This window comes from Halomonas sp. LES1 (assembly GCF_031846005.1).
In the GTDB taxonomy this organism is placed as follows: domain Bacteria; phylum Pseudomonadota; class Gammaproteobacteria; order Pseudomonadales; family Halomonadaceae; genus Halomonas.
In genome coordinates this window covers 615243-632580 of record NZ_JAVRGC010000001.1, presented here as the reverse complement: position 1 = coordinate 632580, position 17338 = coordinate 615243, and the positions used below count along the sequence as shown (strand labels likewise).

Below are 17338 nucleotides of genomic sequence, written 5' to 3'. Positions count from 1 at the left end.
GCCGAGGAATCGCCGAGATGAGTCAAACCTTCGACGAGATCAGCGCCCAGCTGCGCCGCCGCCATCGACGCTCGGCGCGGCTCAAGTGGGTCTCCATGGGCGCCCTGGGGCTGGCCGGCCTGTTCCTCCTGTGGTTCTTCTCCGACATGCTGAGCAAGGGGCTGCCGGCCTTTCAGCAGGCGCAGATCCAGGTGGAGATCGACTACAACGAGGATGCCGCCCGCATGGGGCGAGCCGCCCTCGACCGTGACCTGTCACGCCTGGTGAGCCGCACCTTCGAGCGCATGATACCCGTGCAGATGCGCGAGAACCCCGAGCTGCTGGGCAGCAAGGAGACGCGTTGGGTGCTGGCCGACAGCGAGGTCGACCAGTACCTCAAGGGGCATCGTCACAAGCTCAACGACGCCCAGCGGGCCCTGGTCGACGAGCTGGAGGCCGAGGGGCGGGTCGAGCTGCGCTTCAATACCACCTTCTTCACCACCGGAGACTCCAAGATGCCGGAGGCCTCGGGCATCCTCTCCGCCGCGGTCGGCACCATCATGACCATGCTGGTGACCCTGGCCATCGCCTTTCCGATCGGGGTGATGACGGCGGTCTACCTGGAGGAGTTCGCGCCGGACAACCGCTTCACCCAGCTGATCGAGATCAATATCAATAACCTGGCGGCGATCCCCTCGATCCTGTTCGGGCTGCTGGGGCTGGCGATCTTCATCAACTTCTTCGGAGTGCCGCGCTCCTCGCCGCTGGTGGGGGGCATGACCCTGGCGCTGATGACCCTGCCGGTGATCATCATTGCCACCCGCACGGCGCTGCGCAGCGTGCCGGACGCCATCCGTCATGCGGCCTTCGGCGTGGGCTGCTCGCGTTGGCAGGTGGTCCGCGACCATGTGCTGCCGCTGGCCATGCCCGGCATCATGACCGGCTCCATCATCGGTCTGGCCCAGGCCATGGGAGAGACCGCGCCGTTGATCATCGTCGGCATGGTGGCCTTTATCCCCGATGTCTCGGCCTCCTTGACAGAGGCCGCCACGGTGCTGCCGGCGCAGGTGTTCACCTGGGCCGGGGAGCCCGAGAAGGCCTTCGTCGAGAAGACCGCCGGGGGCATCCTGGTCCTGCTGGCCATCCTGATCTTCCTGAATGCCACCGCCGTCATCCTGCGCAAGAAATTCGAGCGTCGCTGGTAAGCCGGCGCGCCATGGAGACCACCGATATGACTTTCCAAGCCAATCCCCGTCACCTTGCCGGTTCCACATCCCGGGTGGGGCAGCCCCATACCCGCAACGAGGGCGCCTGCCATGATCTCAGCATCCGCGTGCGTGACCTCAACCTCTGGTACGGTGAGAGTCAGGCGCTCAAGGGCCTCGATATCGACCTGTTCCAGAAGAACATCACCGCATTGATCGGCCCCTCCGGCTGTGGCAAGTCCACCTTCCTGCGCTGTCTCAACCGCATGAACGACCTGATCCCCGGTGTGCGCATCGAGGGTCTGGTGGAGATGGATGGGCGTGACGTCAACCAGGTGAAGATGGACGAGGTGGCGCTACGTCGCCGGGTGGGCATGGTTTTCCAGAAGCCCAATCCCTTCCCCAAGTCGATCTACGAGAACATCGCCTATGCCCCGCGCATGCACGACCTGGTCAGCCGCAAGCCGGAGCAGGACGAACTGGTGGAGAAGGCGCTGCGCGATGCCGGCCTGTGGGAGGAGGTCAAGGACAAGCTGCATCAGCCTGGCACCTCGCTCTCCGGCGGCCAGCAGCAGCGCCTGTGCATCGCTCGAGCCATCGCCGTGCAGCCCGACGTGATACTGATGGATGAGCCCACCTCGGCGCTGGACCCGATCTCCACCGCCACCATCGAGGACCTGATGGACCGCCTCAAGGAGCAGTTCACCATCATCACGGTGACCCATAACATGCAGCAGGCGGCACGCGTGGCGGACTACACGGCCTTCTTCCACCTCGGCGAGATCATCGAGTACAACGATACCCGGACGATGTTTGCCAACCCTGCCACCAGGAAGGCCGAGGACTACATCACCGGCCGCTACGGCTGAGGGACGTCAGAGGCTGGATATCGGAGATTGAGAGCATCACGGGGAGGCTTTGGCCTCCCCGTGGTCGTCTATGATGTCATGCGATTGACATCGCGGCGGTTTATATATGGAATTTCAGATATCAGTATCCTCCGGCGAGAGAGCATCATGACCCTACGAATCGGCATCAACGGCTTCGGGCGCATCGGTCGCCTGGTGCTGCGCAGTCTCTGGCCCCGCGTGGAGGCCGGTGAGGTGGAGCTTGTCCACCTCAACGACCCGGGCGGTGACGCCGCGACCTTCGCCCATCTGCTGGAGTTCGATTCGGTCCATGGTCAGTGGTCGCCGGGGCAGGGGATCCAGGCGGAATCCGAGGCGCTGGTGATCGACGGCCGACGGATGACCTTCGGTGCCAGCAAGGCGCCGGAAGAGGGCGACTGGTCGAGCTGTCGGGTGGTCATCGAGTGTTCCGGCAGGCTCAGGACCGAGAAGGCCCTGCAGGCCTATCTCGACCAGGGCGTCGAGCGGGTGGTGGTCAGCGCGCCGGTCAAGGCGGAGGGGGTGCTCAATGTGGTGGTGGGCGTCAATGATCACCAGTACGACCCCGATGCCCATCGCATCGTCACCGCGGCGAGCTGCACCACCAACTGTCTGGCACCGGTGGTCAAGGTGGTTCACGAGACCTTCGGCATTCGTCACGGCTCGATGACCACGGTGCACGATATCACCAATACTCAGGTCATCCTCGATACCCCCAGCTCGCCGAGCAGCCCCGACCTGCGCCGCTCGCGAGCCTGCGGCATGAGCCTGATTCCCACCACCACCGGTTCGGCCAAGGCGATCACCGCCATCTTCCCCGAACTCGAGGGCAAGCTGAACGGCCATGCGGTGCGTGTGCCGCTGGCCAATGCCTCGCTCACCGACATGGTGTTTGAGCTCGAGCGAGAGGTCAGCGCGGAGGAGGTCAATGCGGCGCTGGAGGCCGCCGCCGAGGGGGAGCTCGCCGGCATTCTGGGCTTTGAAAGGCGCCCGCTGGTCTCCATCGACTACCGCACCGACCCCCGCAGCTCGATCATCGATGCGCTCTCGACCCTGGTCATCAACGGCACCCAGCTCAAGCTCTACGCCTGGTACGACAACGAGTGGGGCTACGCCAATCGCACCGCAGAGCTGGTCCTCAGGGTAGGCACCCAGCGGGTGGGGCGTGGCTGATTCCCTCGCCTCTCGCGTCAAGGCACTGCCCTTCGAGGTGCGTCAGTACCTGTTGATCACCGGTAACTACTGGGCCTTCACCCTGACCGACGGCGCGCTGCGCATGCTGGTGGTGCTTCATTTTCACCAGCTGGGCTACTCGCCGCTGGAAGTGGCGCTGCTGTTTCTCTTCTACGAGGCCTTCGGGGTGGTCACCAATCTGGTGGGGGGCTGGCTGGGCGCGCGCCTGGGGCTCAATCGCACCATGAACCTGGGGCTCGGCCTGCAGATCCTGGCCCTGGCCATGCTGATGGTGCCGGCCACGGCGCTAAGCGTGCCCTGGGTGATGACGGCCCAGGCGCTCTCGGGAGTCGCCAAGGATCTCAACAAGATGAGCGCCAAGAGCGCGGTCAGGGTGCTGGTGCCCGGGGAGAGCGTCGGCGCCGGCAGTGCCCTCTACCGCTGGGTGGCGATCCTTACCGGCTCCAAGAATGCGCTGAAGGGTGCCGGCTTCTTCCTGGGCGGTGCACTGCTGACGCTGATCGGTTTTCGAGCCGCGGTGCTGGTGATGGCGCTGATGCTCTGCGGGGTGCTGATGCTGTCACTCTGGCGGCTTACCGCCGATCTGGGCCGTCAGGCGCGCAAGCCGAAGTTCCGCGAGGTGTTCTCCTCCTCAAGGGCCGTCAATGTGCTCTCGGCGGCCCGGCTCTGCCTGTTTGCCTCCCGGGATGTATGGTTCGTGGTGGCCCTGCCGGTATTTCTCTTCGAGCAGCACGGCTGGAGTCACTGGACGGTGGGCGGTCTGCTGGCGATATGGGTCATCGGCTATGGCGGGGTTCAGACCCAGGCGCCACGGCTGACCGGCCTGGTCAAGGGCGGGGCGCGAGGCGTTACGGTCTTCTGGGCTCTAGCCCTGGCCGGGCTTCCGGCCCTGCTGGCGCTGTTGCCACTGGCCGAGGTGGGCGCGCTGGTGACGGGCCTGCTGGCCTTCGGCGTACTGTTCGCCGTGAACTCCAGCTGGCACAGCTACCTGATCGTCCACTATGCGCGCGCCGATGGCGTCTCCATGGACGTGGGCTTCTACTACATGGCCAATGCCATGGGGCGCCTCGCCGGCACCCTGCTCTCCGGCTGGGTCTACCAAGCCCATGGCCTGGCCGCCTGCCTGTGGATCTCGGCGACCCTGGTGGTGGCCAGCGCCCTGATGGCCCTGGCACTACCCAGGGAGGCCCGGGCCGTGGCGTAGAATGGCCGAGAGCCTCGACAAGGAATTCTCGATGACGCTGGACCCGCTGCGCCTGTTCAAGTGCCTGAGTGACGAGACGCGCCTGATGCTCACCCTGCTGGTCCTGCGCGAGGGGGAGCTGTGTGTCTTCGAGATGACCCATGCCCTGGAGGCCTCGCAACCCAAGGTCTCCCGTCATCTCGCCCAGCTGCGCCACTGCGGACTGCTCAACGACCGCCGCGAGGGCCAGTGGGTCTACTACGGCCTGGCACCGGCACTGCCCGGCTGGGCGGCGGCCGCGCTGGAGGCCGCGGCCGAGGGGCACGCAGGCGCCCTTGTCACCCTGCAGGAGCGCCTGGCGCTCATGGGCAATCGCCCGGAGCGGCGAGCGGCACTGTGCTGATCAGCCATGGCGTCTCTCGGTATCGATGACGGGAGACGCCTGCTGTTCGGTCAGGCGTCGCATGGCCCAGAGTCCCAGCAGCGGCCCTGGCAGCAGCCACCACACCACCCAGGCTCCTTGAAGAGACCATAGCGAGGTGGTCAGTGAGATGGCGGGAATGGTGAGCGCGAACCCCACGGTGTTCATGACTGCCAGGGTCGAGCCGACCCGTTCGCGAGGGGCACTGGCCGCGGCCAGGGCCGAGAACTGCGGCGAATCGGCTATCACGCTGAGGCCCCATAGGGCCAGTAGCCCCAGCAGCAGCCAGGGCGGTAGCCAGGTCATCAGCGGGTAGGCCAGGCAGATCAGCCCCGAGACAATCAGCGCCCAGCGTGCCACCCACAGGCTGCCGAGCCGTCGGCTCAGCTCCCCGCCGCCCACACAGCCGCAAAGCCCCAGGGCGATGATGCCAAACGACAGCCAGGGAACCCAGGCGAGGGAGGCGTCGAGACGTGCCACCTCCCTGGCGACCAGGAAGGGCACCAGCGTCCACAGTGCATAGAGCTCCCAGCAGTGTCCGAAGTAGCCTCCGGCCACGGCGCGAAACCGCCCCTCGCCAAGGGCCGCCAGCCCCTCGGTCAGTCTTGCACTGCCGCTCGAAGGGGGCAGATGAGGACCGTCGCCAAGGCGCCGGATCAGGCCGCCGCCGATTAGTGCCAGCAGTGAGGCCCCCAGCAGCGGCCACTCCCAGGGCAGGCCGATGGTGATGCCGCGCAGCAGGTGGGGCAGGGCGGTGCCCAGGGTCAGCATGCCCACCAGCCAGGCCAGGGCCGCCCCGGTGTGCTTCGGGGTCCAGCCGATCACCAGCTTCATGCCCAGCGGGTAAATGCCGGCGAGGCACAGCCCGGTCAGCAGGCGCAAGGTAAGCGCCAGGGGCACATGGTCGGCTACCAGCACGAAGCCGGCATTGGCCAGGGCGCCGGCAAGGCTGGAGACGGCGAAGAGTCGGCTGGCGCGGAAGCGGTCGGCCAGGCCGGTGGTGGCGATAAACAGCGTTCCGGCGATAAAGCCTGTCTGCACGGCCAGGGTCAGGTGACCCAGGCCCGTCTCGGAGAGGCCCAGATCGCGCGACAGGGAGTGGCCCACGCCGTTGACGGAGAACCATAGCGAGGTACCGAACAGCTGGGCCAGCACGATGGTAAGCAGCGGGAAGCGCCGCAGGAGGGTCGCAGTCATTGTCTGATCCTCACCGGAGGGCGCCGCGGTGCAAGGGGGTTACCTGGACAGGGGCGCGCCGTCCACGTAGAGATGACGGAAGGGGCCCCACCCCTCGAGGTCGACACGCAGCCCCTCGTCGGCCAGCTCCGGGGCAATATAGAGCGTGATCCCCTCGTGGTCGAGGCAACGATAGCGCTGTGGCGTCGCGGGGGCGGCGGCGTCCGCCACGGCGAGACTGGCCAGGCTGCCGCAGCAGCCGTGGCGTGGCGCGAGGCGCACCGTGACGATGCTGCCACGGTCTTGCAGCCAGGTCCGGGCGCGCGCACTGAACTCGATGGCCATGGGTCAGCTCCTCGTGGCGTCGCCGGCCGGTGTGGCGGCCGGGAAGCGGGTTCGGGTGGTATTGGCGATGCGCACCAGCGCCACCCATACCGAGAGAAAACGCTCGAAGAGCCCCATGCCCTCCGAGGTATCAGGGGGCCGTGCTGACTGATGTGTAGCCATGGCGTGACTCCTGTCAGATGGCGCGCTGGTTGACACGGTTGGCTGGCTGCTCGGCCGACTCCTTGCGTTCGGAGTAGCGTTCGAGACCGGGCAGGTCGTTGCTCGGCGTGCTGATCACGCTGTTTCCGATAAGGCGGGTCGATGAGTTCGAGGATGTCCGTGCCGACAATATATAATTTTTCCATATATTCTCAATAAGGTTGCCGTGTTGTTGCCTGGAGACTGTCTTGTCGACTATCGATGCCCTGAGCCTGGAGCGGCTCGCGGTGGGTGAGCTTGCCGGTGCAAGCCTGACCATCCATGCTGGCGAGGTTCACTGCCTTTCCGGCCCCAGCGGTTCGGGCAAGAGCCGCCTGCTGCGTGCCGTGGCTGATCTTGAGCCATATGGTGGCCAGGTATGGTTGGGCGATATTGCCCAGTCATCACTGCCGGCGCATGCGTGGCGAGCGAAGGTCATGCTGGTACCCGCGGAGAGTCAGTGGTGGGCGGAGCGGGTGGGCGAGCATATGCCCCGACCCAGTGACACGGACCTGGAGGCGTTGGGGTTCATCCCAGATGTGCTGGACTGGCAGGTGGCGCGGCTCTCCTCCGGAGAGAAGCAGCGCCTGGCACTGCTGCGGGCGGTCTGCCGTGAGCCGGCAGCCCTGCTGCTCGACGAACCCACCGCCAATCTGGACGACGCCACCACCCGACGGATCGAGACCTGGTTGTCCCAGCGCATCCGGGAGCGGGGCTGGCCGGTGATCTGGGTCGCCCACAGCCCTGACCAGATCGCCCGGGTGGCACAACGCCACTGGCGCATCGCGGGCAGCGAGCTGATAGAGGTGGCGGCATGGATGTGATTGCGCTTGCCTGGTGGCAGCTGGCCCTGGCGGCCTTGATGGTGGTGGCGCTGGCCGGCTGCACCGCTGTTGCCAGGCTGGGGATGGGACGCAGCCTGCTCATCGCCGCGTCGCGCACGGTGATCCAGCTGGCGCTGATTGGTCTGGTGCTCGAAGCGCTGTTCGCCTCGGCACGCCTGTACTGGGTGGCACTGATGGCGCTCGCCATGCTGCTGATCGCCGGACGCGAGGTGATGGCGCGCCAGCGGCGTCGTCTGCTCGGCGGCTGGGCCTTCGGTATCGGCACCGTGGCGATGTTCCTGTCGTCGTTCAGCGTCACCGTGCTGACGCTGACCCTGATCATCGGCCCGGAGCCCTGGTATCGCCCCCAGTACGCCATCCCGCTGCTGGGCATGATGCTCGGCAACACCATGACCGGCGTGGCCCTGGCGATGGACCGGCTCACCGACACCGCCTGGCGTCAGCGAGCCGTGATCGAGAACCGCCTGATGCTCGGTGAGCCTTGGCAGCAGGCGGTCGGCGATATTCGCCGCGAGGCGATGCGCAGCGGCCTGATGCCGATGATCAACGCCATGGCCGCCGCCGGGGTGGTCAGCCTGCCGGGGATGATGACCGGCCAGATACTGGCCGGCACGTCGCCGGGGCTGGCGGTTAAGTATCAGATTCTTATCATGTTCACCATCACCCTGGGTACCGGCTTCGGCACCCTGGCCGCGGTGGCAGCGGGAAGTCGACGGCTGTTCGATGACCGCCAGCGACTGCGCCTGGATCGCCTGTCTCGCCCCAGGGGATAGTCGGCCCCCCGCTTGCTCTTAATCGACCAGTTCGACGGCCACCGCCGTGGCCTCACCGCCGCCGATGCACAGGCTGGCGATGCCGCGCTTGCCACCCTTGGTGCGCAGAGCGTGGATCAGGGTCGCGATGAGACGCGAGCCGGTGGAGCCGATGGGGTGGCCCTGGGCGCAGGCACCGCCGAAGACGTTGACCTTGTCATGGGGGATATCGAGTCCGTCCATGGCCAGCAGGGTGACCACGGCGAAGGCCTCGTTGATCTCGAACAGGTCGACGTCGTCCACGCTCCAGTCGAGCTTCTTCAATAGCTTGTCGATGGCGCCCACCGGGGCGATGGTGAACTCGCTCGGATGCTGGGAGTGGGTGCTGTGGCCCAGCATGCGTGCCAGAGGCTTGGCGCCGAGCCGCTCGGCGGCGGCACCGCTTGCCAGGATCAAGGCCGATGCGCCATCGGAGATGGAACTGGCGTTGGCTGCGGTGATGGTACCCTCCTTGGCGAAGGCGGGGCGCAGCGAGCGGATCTTGTCGAGCTTGGCCTGGAAGGGCTGCTCATCATGGCTGACCACGCTTTCGCCCTTGCGGCTGGAGACGGTGACCGGTGCCATCTCGGCATCCAGGTGGCCGGCGTTGGTCGCCTCCATGGCACGCTCCAGCGAGGCGATGGCGAAGTCGTCGAGGCGCTCGCGGTTGTAGTCGCGCTGGGTGGCGATATCCTGGGCGAACACACCCATCAGCTTGCCGGTCTCGGCATCCTCGAGGCCGTCGAGGAACATGTGATCCTTCAGCTCGCCATGGCCCAGGCGATACCCGGCGCGGGCCTTGGGCAGCACATGGGGGGCGTTGGACATGGACTCCATGCCGCCGGCCAGGGCGACCTCGGCGCTACCCGCGCGAATCAGGTCATGGGCCAGCATGGTGGCCTTCATGCCCGAGCCACACAGCTTGTTGATGGTGGTGGCTCCGATGGCATCTGGAATGCCCGCCTGGCGCATGGCCTGGCGTGCGGGCCCCTGCTTGACGCCGGCCGGCAGCACGCACCCCATGATGCCCTCATCGATGCTCTCGGCGTCGATGCCGGCACGTTCGATGGCGGCGCGGATGGCCACGGCGCCGAGCTCGGGGGCGGTGAGGCTGGAGAGGCTGCCGAGCATGCCGCCCATGGGGGTGCGAGCGGCGGAGAGGAAGACGATATCGTTGGAGTGGCTCATGATGGTTCTCCCGATGTGGAGAGCGGTTCCCGATGGAGCCGCGCTGTAATGGTCGTTATGGCTGTGATGGTCGTTATGGTTGTAGTTGCCCTGTGTCACGTTGACCGACTGGCGGGGCTGTGGTTCTCTCACATTCAACCAAGCAAGCGCTAGTGTGAATGCCGATGAATGTAATGAATGCGTCCCCACGCCGCAAGGAGTTGACCCGCCTGGCCGCCCAGTTGTTCGTCCAGGAGGGCTTCGATCGTACCACGGTGCGTATGCTGGCCCAGGAGATGGGCATCAAGTCCGGTAGCCTCTTCCACCATTTCCGCGACAAGCAGGAGATCCTGGCTGCGGTGATCGAAGAGGGTACCGAGAATGCCCTGGTCATCGCTCGAGACGCCCTTGCCCGCTGTGACAGCAGTGCCTCGGCACGCTTGCATGCCATGGCGCGTGCCCACCTCGAGACCCTGCTCACCGATCGCAATGCCCATGTGGTTGCGCTCTACGAGTGGCGCCGACTCGACACCGAGGCGCGTGCCCATCTGAGCCACCTGCGCGACGCCTACGAGGCGTTGTGGGAAGAGGTGATCGACGAGGCGCTGGCCGAAGGCCTGGTCCACGGTGATCGCTTCCTGGTCTCCCGTTTCGTGATGGGGGCGCTCAACTGGACGGTACGCTGGTATGACCCGGAAGGCACGCGTACCCCCGACGAACTGGCCGATGAGCTGGTGGCCATGATCACGCGCTCGGCCTCAACTCCTTGAATCCGGCGCCTGTTCGGCGCCGCCTCGACCATCGTCTAGGCGCTTCTCTCTGCTCCTGCCCTTGTTCTGTGCGGTCCGACTCGCTAGGTTAGACCTAGCGCTTGTTAGGTTTACGCTTACGTTAACTGCTAACCATAACAATCACAAAACAACCCATGAGGACAGCCCATGATCACGCAAGCCAGCCTGCCCAACTACCGTGACTACCTGGAGCGATTCTCCATCGATGACGTCATCGCCCGCCTGGACGACCACCGGGATGGCAAGTTCAACGCCTTCGAGTCCTGCTGTGGTCGCCACCTGCGAGCCGGGCGGGGCGACGTTCTGGCCCTGGTCCATGAGGACACTCAGGGCAACGTCAACCGGATGACCTACGCCGAGCTCGAGGCCGAAAGCGCCAGGCTCGCCGGCTGGTTCGCCGAGCGTGGCCTCGGCGTGGGGGACCGCATCGCCTGCATGCTGCCACGCTCGCCCCAGCTGCTGGTGGCCATACTGGCCACCTGGCGGATCGGTGCCGTCTATCAGCCACTCTTCACCGCCTTCGGCCCCGACTCCGTCGACTACCGTCTGGGGCGCGCCGATACCAAGCTGGTGATCACCGATCACCCCAATCGCTATAAGTTCGACGGCTTGAGCCAGTGCCCGCCGGTGCTGGCGGTGGGAGGCCCCAGCGGCGAGCATGCCGACGACCTCGACTGGCATCAGGCGCTGGCTCATGCACCGGTCGCGACCCAGCCGCCGCGTCTGGACCGCGAGGCTCCCTTCCTGCAGATGTTTACCTCCGGCACCGTGGGCAAGCCCAAGGGCGTGGCCGTCCCGCTCGCCGCGATGCCGGCCTTCGCGCTCTATATGGAGCTGGCCGTCGGCCTGCGCGACAGCGACCGCTTCTGGAACATGGCCGATCCGGGCTGGGCCTACGGCCTCTACTACGCCATCACCGGGCCGCTGCTGCTGGGTGTGACCACGCATTTCTGTGAGGCAGGCTTTACGGCCGAGGGCGCACTGGCCTTCATGCGTCGTCACCGCCTCACCAACTTTGCCGCTGCCCCCACCGCCTATCGCCTGATGAAGGCCTCCGGCCTGTTCGACGATGCCCATCAGACTCTCGAGCTACGCGCGGCCAGCTCTGCCGGCGAGCCGCTCAATACCGAAGTGGTGAACTGGGTGGAGCGCTCCCTGGGGTGCCCGGTGACCGACCACTACGGTCAGACCGAAACCGGCATGACCTGCAACAACCATCAGGCCCTCGAGCATCCCAAGCATGCCGGGGGCATGGGGGTACCCATGCCCGGCTATCGCCTGGCGATCCTCGATGCCGAGTACAACGAGCTGCCACCGGGCGAACCCGGGGTGCTGGCGGTGGATATCGAGAACTCTCCGGCCTTCTTCTTCCCCGGTTACACCTGGCAGGAGAAGCACCCCTTCGCCGAGGGGTACTACCTGACCGGTGACGTGGTGGTCCGCAACGAGGATGGCACCTTCCAGTTCGCCGGCCGCGATGACGATATCATCACCACCGCCGGCTATCGGGTTGGGCCGACCGATGTCGAGAATAGTGTCATGACGCACCCGGCGGTGGCCGAATCGGCCGCCGTGGGCCAGCCTGACGAGATCCGCGGCGAGGTCATCAAGTCCTATGTGGTGCTTCGCGATAATTTTGAACCGAGCGACGCCCTGGCCGACGAGATCCGTCAGCAGGTCCGCGAGCGCCTCTCGACCCACGCCTTCCCGCGGGTGGTCGAGTTCGTGGATGAGCTGCCCAAGACGCCGAGTGGCAAGATCCAACGCTTCAAGCTGCGTGCCGATGCCGTCGGCAAGGCCGCAGGCGAGTAATTCGAGGAGTTCCTATGCAGATCAAAGACAGTACTTTCCTGATTACCGGGGCCGCCTCCGGGCTGGGTGCGGCCACCGCCGAGCGCCTGGTGGCCGCCGGTGGCCGCGTGGTGCTCTGTGACGTGAGCGATGCCGTGAATGACCATGCCGAGCGCCTGGGAAAAGCGGCCCGGGCGGTGCGTGGCGATGTCACCTCGGGAGAGGAGATCCAGGCCGCGGTGGATGCCGCCGTCGAACTCGGTGGTGAGGGCGGTCTTGCGGGAGTTGTGCACTGTGCCGGTGTCGTCAGTGTGGGCAAGCTGGTCGACCGTGAGGGCAACCCTGCCGACCTGGAAGCCTATAACCGTGCGATCCAGATCAACCTGGTGGGAACCTTCAACGTGATGCGCCTGGCCGCCGCCGCCATGTCGAAGAATGCACCGGGCGAGGATGGCGAGCGTGGGGTGATCATCAATACCGCCTCCATCGCCGCCTTCGACGGTCAGGTGGGGCAGTGCGCCTACAGCGCCTCCAAGGCCGGGGTGGTAGGCATGAGTCTGCCGGCGGCGCGCGAGCTATCGCGTCACGGCGTCAGGGTCATGGCCATCGCCCCGGGGGTCTTCGAGACCCCCATGATGAGCGAGATTCCCGATGAGGCCGCCCAGGCCCTGGCGGCCGCCGTGCCCTTCCCCAAGCGCCTCGGCCGGCCCGAGGAGTTTGCCCGCATGGCCGAACAGATCATCACCAATACCATGCTCAATGGCGAGGTGATTCGCCTCGACGGCGGGATTCGCATGCAGTGACCCGGTGTCGCCGTAAGCTGTCAGCTTTAAGAAAATGCCCGCGGTGTCGTTGAACAGCACCCCGAAGGCTGGACACTCGATCCAACCTTCGGGGTGTGTTCTTTTTTTGGGGCGTTCTCTCTTTTGGGGTGTGTTCAGTGGAGGGCAGCAGAGCCCGTACCGCTCGAGCTTTCAAACGAACGCTTGACTCTCGGTCGTGTGGCGGCTACTTTCAAACACATGTTTGAAAATGGTTGCCGTTGCCTTCCTGCAATCGACAGCTGGCGCCACTCTTGTGGTTTACCGAGTGGCGGTCAACCGAAGAATTGGAGAGTTCGAGATGCCCGACTATCAGGCCCCCCTGCGTGACCTTCGTTTCGTGATGGATGAGATGCTGGACTACCCGGGCCACTATGCTCGCCTGCCCGGTGGGGAAGAGGCGACGCCCGACGTGGTCGCCGCCATCCTGGAGGAGGGGGCGCGCTTCTCACGCGAGGTGTTGCTGCCGCTGAACCAGAGCGGCGACCGCGAGGGCTGCCTGCTGGAGGGTGGCGAGGTGAAGGCCCCCAGGGGGTTCAAGGAGGCCTACGCCCAGTATGTCGAGGGTGGCTGGCCGAGCCTGGCCGCCGACCCCGCCCATGGTGGTCAGGGGCTGCCTCACTCGCTGGCCATGGTGCTCAACGAGATGGTCTGCTCCACCAACCTGGCCTGGGGCATGTACCCGGGGCTCTCCCATGGCGCCGCCGACGCGCTGCGTCATCACGGAACCGAGGAGCAGCAGGCCACCTATCTCACCAAGCTGGTGGAGGGCACCTGGACCGGTACCATGTGCCTGACCGAGCCTCACTGTGGCACCGATCTGGGCCTGATCAAGACCCGTGCGATGCCCAATGACGATGGCAGCTACGCGGTGACGGGCACCAAGATCTTTATCTCCGCCGGTGAGCATGACCTGGCCGAGAATATCGTCCATCTGGTGCTGGCCAAGCTGCCCGACGCGCCGGAGGGCTCCAGGGGCATCTCGCTGTTTGTGGTGCCGAAGTATTTACCGAATGAGCACCTGCCCGATAGCGACGGCAACCCCGGTGAGCGCAACGGCGTCACTTGTGGCTCCCTGGAACACAAGATGGGTATCCACGGCAACGCGACCTGCGTGATGAACTTCGACTCGGCGAAGGGCTTTCTGGTCGGGGCACCCAACAAGGGCCTGGCCTGCATGTTCACCATGATGAACGCTGCCCGCATCGGGGTCGGCATCCAGGGGCTGGGCCTCACCGAGGCCAGCTTCCAGAACTCGCTGGCCTATGCGCGCGATCGCCTGCAGATGCGTGCACTCTCCGGTGCCAAGGCGCCCGACAAGGTCGCCGACCCGGTCATCGTTCATCCGGATGTGCGGCGCATGCTGCTGACCCAGAAGGCCTTCGCCGAGGGTGGCCGGATGCTGGTGCTGTATACCGCCCAGATGATCGATATCGTCGAGCAGGGCACAGATGCCGACGAGAAGGCGCGGGCCGAGACCCTGCTGGGCCTGCTGACGCCTATCGTCAAGGCGTTTCTTACCGAGGTGGGCTTCGAGGCGACCAACGAAGGCGTCCAGGTATTCGGTGGGCACGGCTTCATTCAGGAGTGGGGCATGGAGCAGCTGGTGCGCGATGCGCGCATCACTCGCCTCTATGAGGGCACGACCGGTATCCAGGCCCTCGACCTGCTGGGTCGCAAGGTGCTGATGAGCCAGGGCGAGAGTCTCAAGGCCTTTACCAGGGAGATCCACAAGTTCTGCCAGGCCGAGGAGGGCAACAGCGAGCTCGCCGAGTTCGTCCGCCCGCTGGCCAAGCTCAACCGGGAGTGGGGCGAGATGACCATGGCGATCGGCATGAAGGCAATGACCGATCGCGAGGAGGTGGGGGCGGCCAGCGTCGACTATCTGATGTATTCGGGCTACGTGACCCTGGCCTACCTGTTCGCTCGTGCCGCCCGGCAGGCTCGCGCCGCACTTGCCGATGGCACCGACGAGGCCGCCTTCTACCGGGCCAAGCTGGATACCGCGCGCTTCTTCTATCAGCGCCTGCTGCCGCGCACCCGCGCCCACAAGGACGCGCTCGAGGCTGGGGCCGAGCCGCTGATGGCCATCAGCGCCGAAGATTTCGGGCTCGGCTTCGAGATCTGACACCAGATTTCCCTGGCAAAACGATCGATGGGCGGCGAGGGCAACCTCGCCGCCTTTCTTGCGATGAACCTTTCCTGTTGGGACTGCTGGTGCCGGCGAGGCTGGGCAGGCATCATGCGTGACATACACGTCGTATCGACGCGCGCCAAGGTGCCGGGAGGCCAGCATGACCCGTTCCACTCGATTGCAGACGCTCATTCGCCTTCTGCGCCATCGCCAGGAGCCGATGCCTGGCCCCGCCCTTGCCGAGGCCCTGGGTATCTCGCTGCGTACCCTCTACCAGGAGGTTGCCGTGCTGCGCGCGGTGGGGGTCGAAGTGGTCAACGAACCCGGCCAGGGCTATCTATTGCCCTCTGAGGTGGTGCTGCCACCATCGGCCCTGCAGGAACCCCAGGTGGTCGGGCAGGGTGAAGGGGCCTCACCCCAGGCGACGGCCGACGCACTGGTCTTCTATACCAACCCGCTGTCGCGTGGCGGCATCGTGCACTGGATGCTGGAGGAGCTCGGCATCAACTACCGCACGGTCACGCTGGAGTACGGCAGCGCCATGAAGTCCCCGGAGTACCTCGCCATCAATCCGCTGGGCAAGGTGCCCGCCATCCGTCACGGCGACACCGTGGTGACCGAGGCCGCGGCGATCTGCGCCTATCTGGCCGATGCCTACCCCGAGGCGGGGCTGGCTCCGCCGCCCGCCGCGCGCGGCGACTACTACCGCTGGCTGTTTCTTGCCGCCGGCCCCCTGGAGAGCGCCATCGCCCTCAACGACCTGGGTGTCACACCCAGCCCGGAGCAGGCGATGCGCCTGGGCTGCGGCGACTATTACACGCTGGTGGATACCCTGGCTGGAGCCGTGGCGGGCAAGCCCTTTATCGCCGGCGACGCCTTCAGCGCGGCGGATGTCTATGTGGGCTCGCACATCGGCTGGGGCATGCACTTCGGTACACTCCCTCGCCGCCCCGAGTTCGAGGCCTACTGGGATGGCTTGTGCGAGCGACCGGCCCAACGGCGCTGCGAGGCCTTTATCGAGCGGGTACTGGCCGGTGGCGCCTGACTTCCCTCAGGCGCCTGCTTAGCGCCCATCTCCTCGAGCCAGCCGATCAGCTGCTGTGAGTGGTCTTAATAGTCTGGCCGGTTTCGAGTTGATCGTCTTGGTTGTTCACAATGAAGCAGACATACAGGTTGAGGTATATAACCAAGAAGCTGAAGTGTAGGTGGAACTACTTTTTTCGGGAAAACTGCAGGTGAAAGGACCTACGTCAGGCGATACACTATTTGTATATACATTTGTTCCGGTCGAAGGGGATCTTATGGCTAGTGCGCCGCCACTCTATCTGCAGATACAGCAACACCTGCTGAACAAGATCGCCAGTGGTCAGTGGCCTGCCCACCACCAGATTCCCCCGGAGGAGCAGCTGGCCCGGGATTTCCAGGTCAGTCGCATGACCGCCAACAAGGCGATTCGTGACCTGGTCCAGAAAGGCTATCTGACACGTCAGCCAGGACTTGGTACCTTCGTCACCGACCGCAAGGCGGAGTCGTCGTTGGTCGAGGTGTACAACATTGCCGAGGAGGTGCGATCCCGTGGGCATCGTTATGGTAACGAGGTGATTGCCTGTGAGGCGATCGAAGCCGATGATGAGGTGGCCCTGCGTCTCGGGATGCGGCTCGGCAGCAGGGTCTTCCACACCTTGATTCTTCATCTCGAAAATGACGTAGCCATCCAGCTCGAAAGTCGTTTCGTCAATCCGCGCTGGGTTCCGAACTATCTCGATACCGACTTCTCCCGGCATACGCCCAATGAGGTGTTGGTGGATGCCTGCCCCATTACCGATGTGGAGCACATCGTCGAAGCGGTCCTGCCCGATCACCAGGCTGCCGAGTGGCTAGCGATCGATACGGCAAGTCCCTGCCTGAGCATGATTCGTCGCACCTGGTCGGGTGAGCAGCTGATCAGCTATGCGCGGCTGCTCCACCCCGGGGAGCGCTACAAGCTGCGCTCGTCGATGCATCGCGAACCTGAATGAGTAACCCAGTAACCCTCATCCAGTATCAATGCAAATGGCCGGGACTTCCCGGCCATTTGCGTATGCAAGGTTGACGGCAGAAGTGTGTTGCCGAGCCAAAGTGGGAGCGATCTATGGGCATGTCTCTTGTCTTGCGCCTCGCGGAGGCTGGATCGGGATAGGCGGCCTGTCTCGATATGTATATACAATAATGCAGGGCAAGCCAGCGCCTCCGTCTAGCCAGAAGGGTTAGACATTGGTCTAAAATGCCGATCGTTAATGAATGGAGGTGGGGCCGAGAATTATATTTAAATATCTGTTTATAAAGATGTATTAAGGAAGGTTGTCTTTCTCCCGTACGGCTTCTCTCTGTTGGTCTCTTTAGAAGGTGGCTTGACGTTCTCCAGCGTGCTTGGCTTATTGTATATACA

The 17338-nt window shown here is 64.9% G+C and carries 17 protein-coding genes; 13 read left to right on the top strand and 4 right to left on the bottom strand.

Features of this window, described 5'->3' with window-relative positions:
* Window positions 1-17: 17 nt before the first annotated feature.
* The 5 genes from pstA to RM463_RS03005 all read left to right on the top strand — a co-directional run bounded on the left by pstA (window position 18) and on the right by RM463_RS03005 (window position 4851).
* Window positions 18-1184, top strand: a complete 1167-nt coding sequence (gene pstA, locus RM463_RS03025) for a phosphate ABC transporter permease PstA (protein WP_311428929.1) — start codon at window positions 18-20, stop codon at window positions 1182-1184.
* 26 nt (window positions 1185-1210) lie between these two features.
* On the top strand, window positions 1211-2053 hold the full coding sequence (pstB, locus tag RM463_RS03020; protein WP_311428928.1) for a phosphate ABC transporter ATP-binding protein PstB: 843 nt from the start codon (window positions 1211-1213) through the stop codon (window positions 2051-2053).
* A 147-nt stretch (window positions 2054-2200) separates the two neighbouring features.
* Complete coding sequence (locus RM463_RS03015; protein WP_311428927.1) at window positions 2201-3244, top strand: ArsJ-associated glyceraldehyde-3-phosphate dehydrogenase; 1044 nt, start codon at window positions 2201-2203, stop codon at window positions 3242-3244.
* Window positions 3237-4469, top strand: coding sequence for an organoarsenical effux MFS transporter ArsJ (gene arsJ / locus RM463_RS03010; protein WP_311428926.1), 1233 nt, complete (start codon window positions 3237-3239; stop codon window positions 4467-4469). Before RM463_RS03015 ends, arsJ begins: the two co-directional genes overlap by 8 nt.
* Window positions 4470-4500: 31 nt before the next feature.
* Entirely contained in the window at window positions 4501-4851 is a 351-nt protein-coding gene (locus RM463_RS03005; RefSeq protein WP_311428925.1) for a metalloregulator ArsR/SmtB family transcription factor, read from the top strand.
* On the opposite strand, the gene RM463_RS03000 is transcribed toward RM463_RS03005, so the two are convergent.
* From RM463_RS03000 to RM463_RS02990, 3 genes are read right to left on the bottom strand one after another with little or no spacing between them, the layout of a single operon-like run.
* Window positions 4852-6066 (bottom strand): MFS transporter, encoded by a 1215-nt coding sequence (locus tag RM463_RS03000; protein WP_311428924.1) that lies wholly within the window; start codon window positions 6064-6066, stop codon window positions 4852-4854.
* Between the two features lie 39 nt (window positions 6067-6105).
* Window positions 6106-6390: a CC/Se motif family (seleno)protein gene (locus tag RM463_RS02995; RefSeq protein WP_311428923.1), complete on the bottom strand. Its 285-nt coding sequence runs from the start codon at window positions 6388-6390 to the stop codon at window positions 6106-6108.
* 3 nt (window positions 6391-6393) lie between these two features.
* Window positions 6394-6552, bottom strand: a complete 159-nt coding sequence (locus RM463_RS02990; RefSeq protein ID WP_311428922.1) for a hypothetical protein — start codon at window positions 6550-6552, stop codon at window positions 6394-6396.
* A 227-nt stretch (window positions 6553-6779) separates the two neighbouring features.
* On the opposite strand from RM463_RS02990, the gene RM463_RS02985 reads away from it, so the two are divergent.
* Together RM463_RS02985 and RM463_RS02980 are read left to right on the top strand one after the other, a co-directional pair.
* Window positions 6780-7394, top strand: a complete 615-nt coding sequence (locus tag RM463_RS02985) for an ATP-binding cassette domain-containing protein (RefSeq protein ID WP_311428921.1) — start codon at window positions 6780-6782, stop codon at window positions 7392-7394.
* Window positions 7385-8188: an ABC transporter permease gene (locus RM463_RS02980; RefSeq protein ID WP_311428920.1), complete on the top strand. Its 804-nt coding sequence runs from the start codon at window positions 7385-7387 to the stop codon at window positions 8186-8188. The genes RM463_RS02985 and RM463_RS02980 overlap by 10 nt, the downstream gene beginning before the upstream one ends.
* 18 nt (window positions 8189-8206) lie before the next feature.
* On the opposite strand, the gene RM463_RS02975 is transcribed toward RM463_RS02980, so the two are convergent.
* Window positions 8207-9394, bottom strand: a complete 1188-nt coding sequence (locus RM463_RS02975; protein WP_311428919.1) for an acetyl-CoA C-acyltransferase — start codon at window positions 9392-9394, stop codon at window positions 8207-8209.
* Between the two features lie 173 nt (window positions 9395-9567).
* Here RM463_RS02975 and RM463_RS02970 point away from each other — a divergent pair, with 173 nt between their 5' ends.
* The 6 genes from RM463_RS02970 (at window position 9568) to hutC (ending at window position 16928) form a co-directional block, all read left to right on the top strand.
* A complete protein-coding gene (locus RM463_RS02970; RefSeq protein WP_311428918.1) occupies window positions 9568-10143 on the top strand; it encodes a TetR/AcrR family transcriptional regulator in 576 nt (191 codons plus the stop codon).
* 168 nt (window positions 10144-10311) lie between these two features.
* Window positions 10312-11976, top strand: a complete 1665-nt coding sequence (locus RM463_RS02965; RefSeq protein WP_311428917.1) for an AMP-binding protein — start codon at window positions 10312-10314, stop codon at window positions 11974-11976.
* Between the two features lie 14 nt (window positions 11977-11990).
* Window positions 11991-12758: an SDR family NAD(P)-dependent oxidoreductase gene (locus tag RM463_RS02960; RefSeq protein ID WP_311428916.1), complete on the top strand. Its 768-nt coding sequence runs from the start codon at window positions 11991-11993 to the stop codon at window positions 12756-12758.
* Window positions 12759-13077: 319 nt separating this feature from the next.
* Window positions 13078-14904 carry an acyl-CoA dehydrogenase C-terminal domain-containing protein gene (locus tag RM463_RS02955; RefSeq protein WP_311428915.1) on the top strand — a complete coding sequence of 609 codons (1827 nt, stop codon included), beginning with the start codon at window positions 13078-13080 and terminating at the stop codon, window positions 14902-14904.
* Between the two features lie 166 nt (window positions 14905-15070).
* Complete coding sequence (locus RM463_RS02950) at window positions 15071-15955, top strand: glutathione S-transferase N-terminal domain-containing protein (protein WP_311428914.1); 885 nt, start codon at window positions 15071-15073, stop codon at window positions 15953-15955.
* Window positions 15956-16211: 256 nt separating this feature from the next.
* Window positions 16212-16928, top strand: coding sequence for a histidine utilization repressor (gene hutC / locus RM463_RS02945; RefSeq protein ID WP_311428913.1), 717 nt, complete (start codon window positions 16212-16214; stop codon window positions 16926-16928).
* The last annotated feature ends 410 nt before the right edge of the window (window positions 16929-17338 follow it).

Coding starts and splice junctions, on each gene's coding strand:
- RM463_RS02950 (WP_311428914.1), top strand. CDS start 15,071: ATGACCCGTTCCACTCGATTGCAGACGCTCATTCGCCTTCTGCGCCAT.
- RM463_RS02975 (WP_311428919.1), bottom strand. CDS start 9,394: ATGAGCCACTCCAACGATATCGTCTTCCTCTCCGCCGCTCGCACCCCC.
- RM463_RS02995 (WP_311428923.1), bottom strand. CDS start 6,390: ATGGCCATCGAGTTCAGTGCGCGCGCCCGGACCTGGCTGCAAGACCGT.
- RM463_RS02965 (WP_311428917.1), top strand. CDS start 10,312: ATGATCACGCAAGCCAGCCTGCCCAACTACCGTGACTACCTGGAGCGA.
- hutC (WP_311428913.1), top strand. CDS start 16,212: ATGGCTAGTGCGCCGCCACTCTATCTGCAGATACAGCAACACCTGCTG.
- RM463_RS03005 (WP_311428925.1), top strand. CDS start 4,501: ATGACGCTGGACCCGCTGCGCCTGTTCAAGTGCCTGAGTGACGAGACG.
- pstB (WP_311428928.1), top strand. CDS start 1,211: ATGACTTTCCAAGCCAATCCCCGTCACCTTGCCGGTTCCACATCCCGG.
- RM463_RS03000 (WP_311428924.1), bottom strand. CDS start 6,066: ATGACTGCGACCCTCCTGCGGCGCTTCCCGCTGCTTACCATCGTGCTG.
- RM463_RS02980 (WP_311428920.1), top strand. CDS start 7,385: ATGGATGTGATTGCGCTTGCCTGGTGGCAGCTGGCCCTGGCGGCCTTG.
- pstA (WP_311428929.1), top strand. CDS start 18: ATGAGTCAAACCTTCGACGAGATCAGCGCCCAGCTGCGCCGCCGCCAT.
- RM463_RS02960 (WP_311428916.1), top strand. CDS start 11,991: ATGCAGATCAAAGACAGTACTTTCCTGATTACCGGGGCCGCCTCCGGG.
- RM463_RS03015 (WP_311428927.1), top strand. CDS start 2,201: ATGACCCTACGAATCGGCATCAACGGCTTCGGGCGCATCGGTCGCCTG.
- RM463_RS02955 (WP_311428915.1), top strand. CDS start 13,078: ATGCCCGACTATCAGGCCCCCCTGCGTGACCTTCGTTTCGTGATGGAT.
- RM463_RS02970 (WP_311428918.1), top strand. CDS start 9,568: ATGAATGCGTCCCCACGCCGCAAGGAGTTGACCCGCCTGGCCGCCCAG.
- RM463_RS02990 (WP_311428922.1), bottom strand. CDS start 6,552: ATGGCTACACATCAGTCAGCACGGCCCCCTGATACCTCGGAGGGCATG.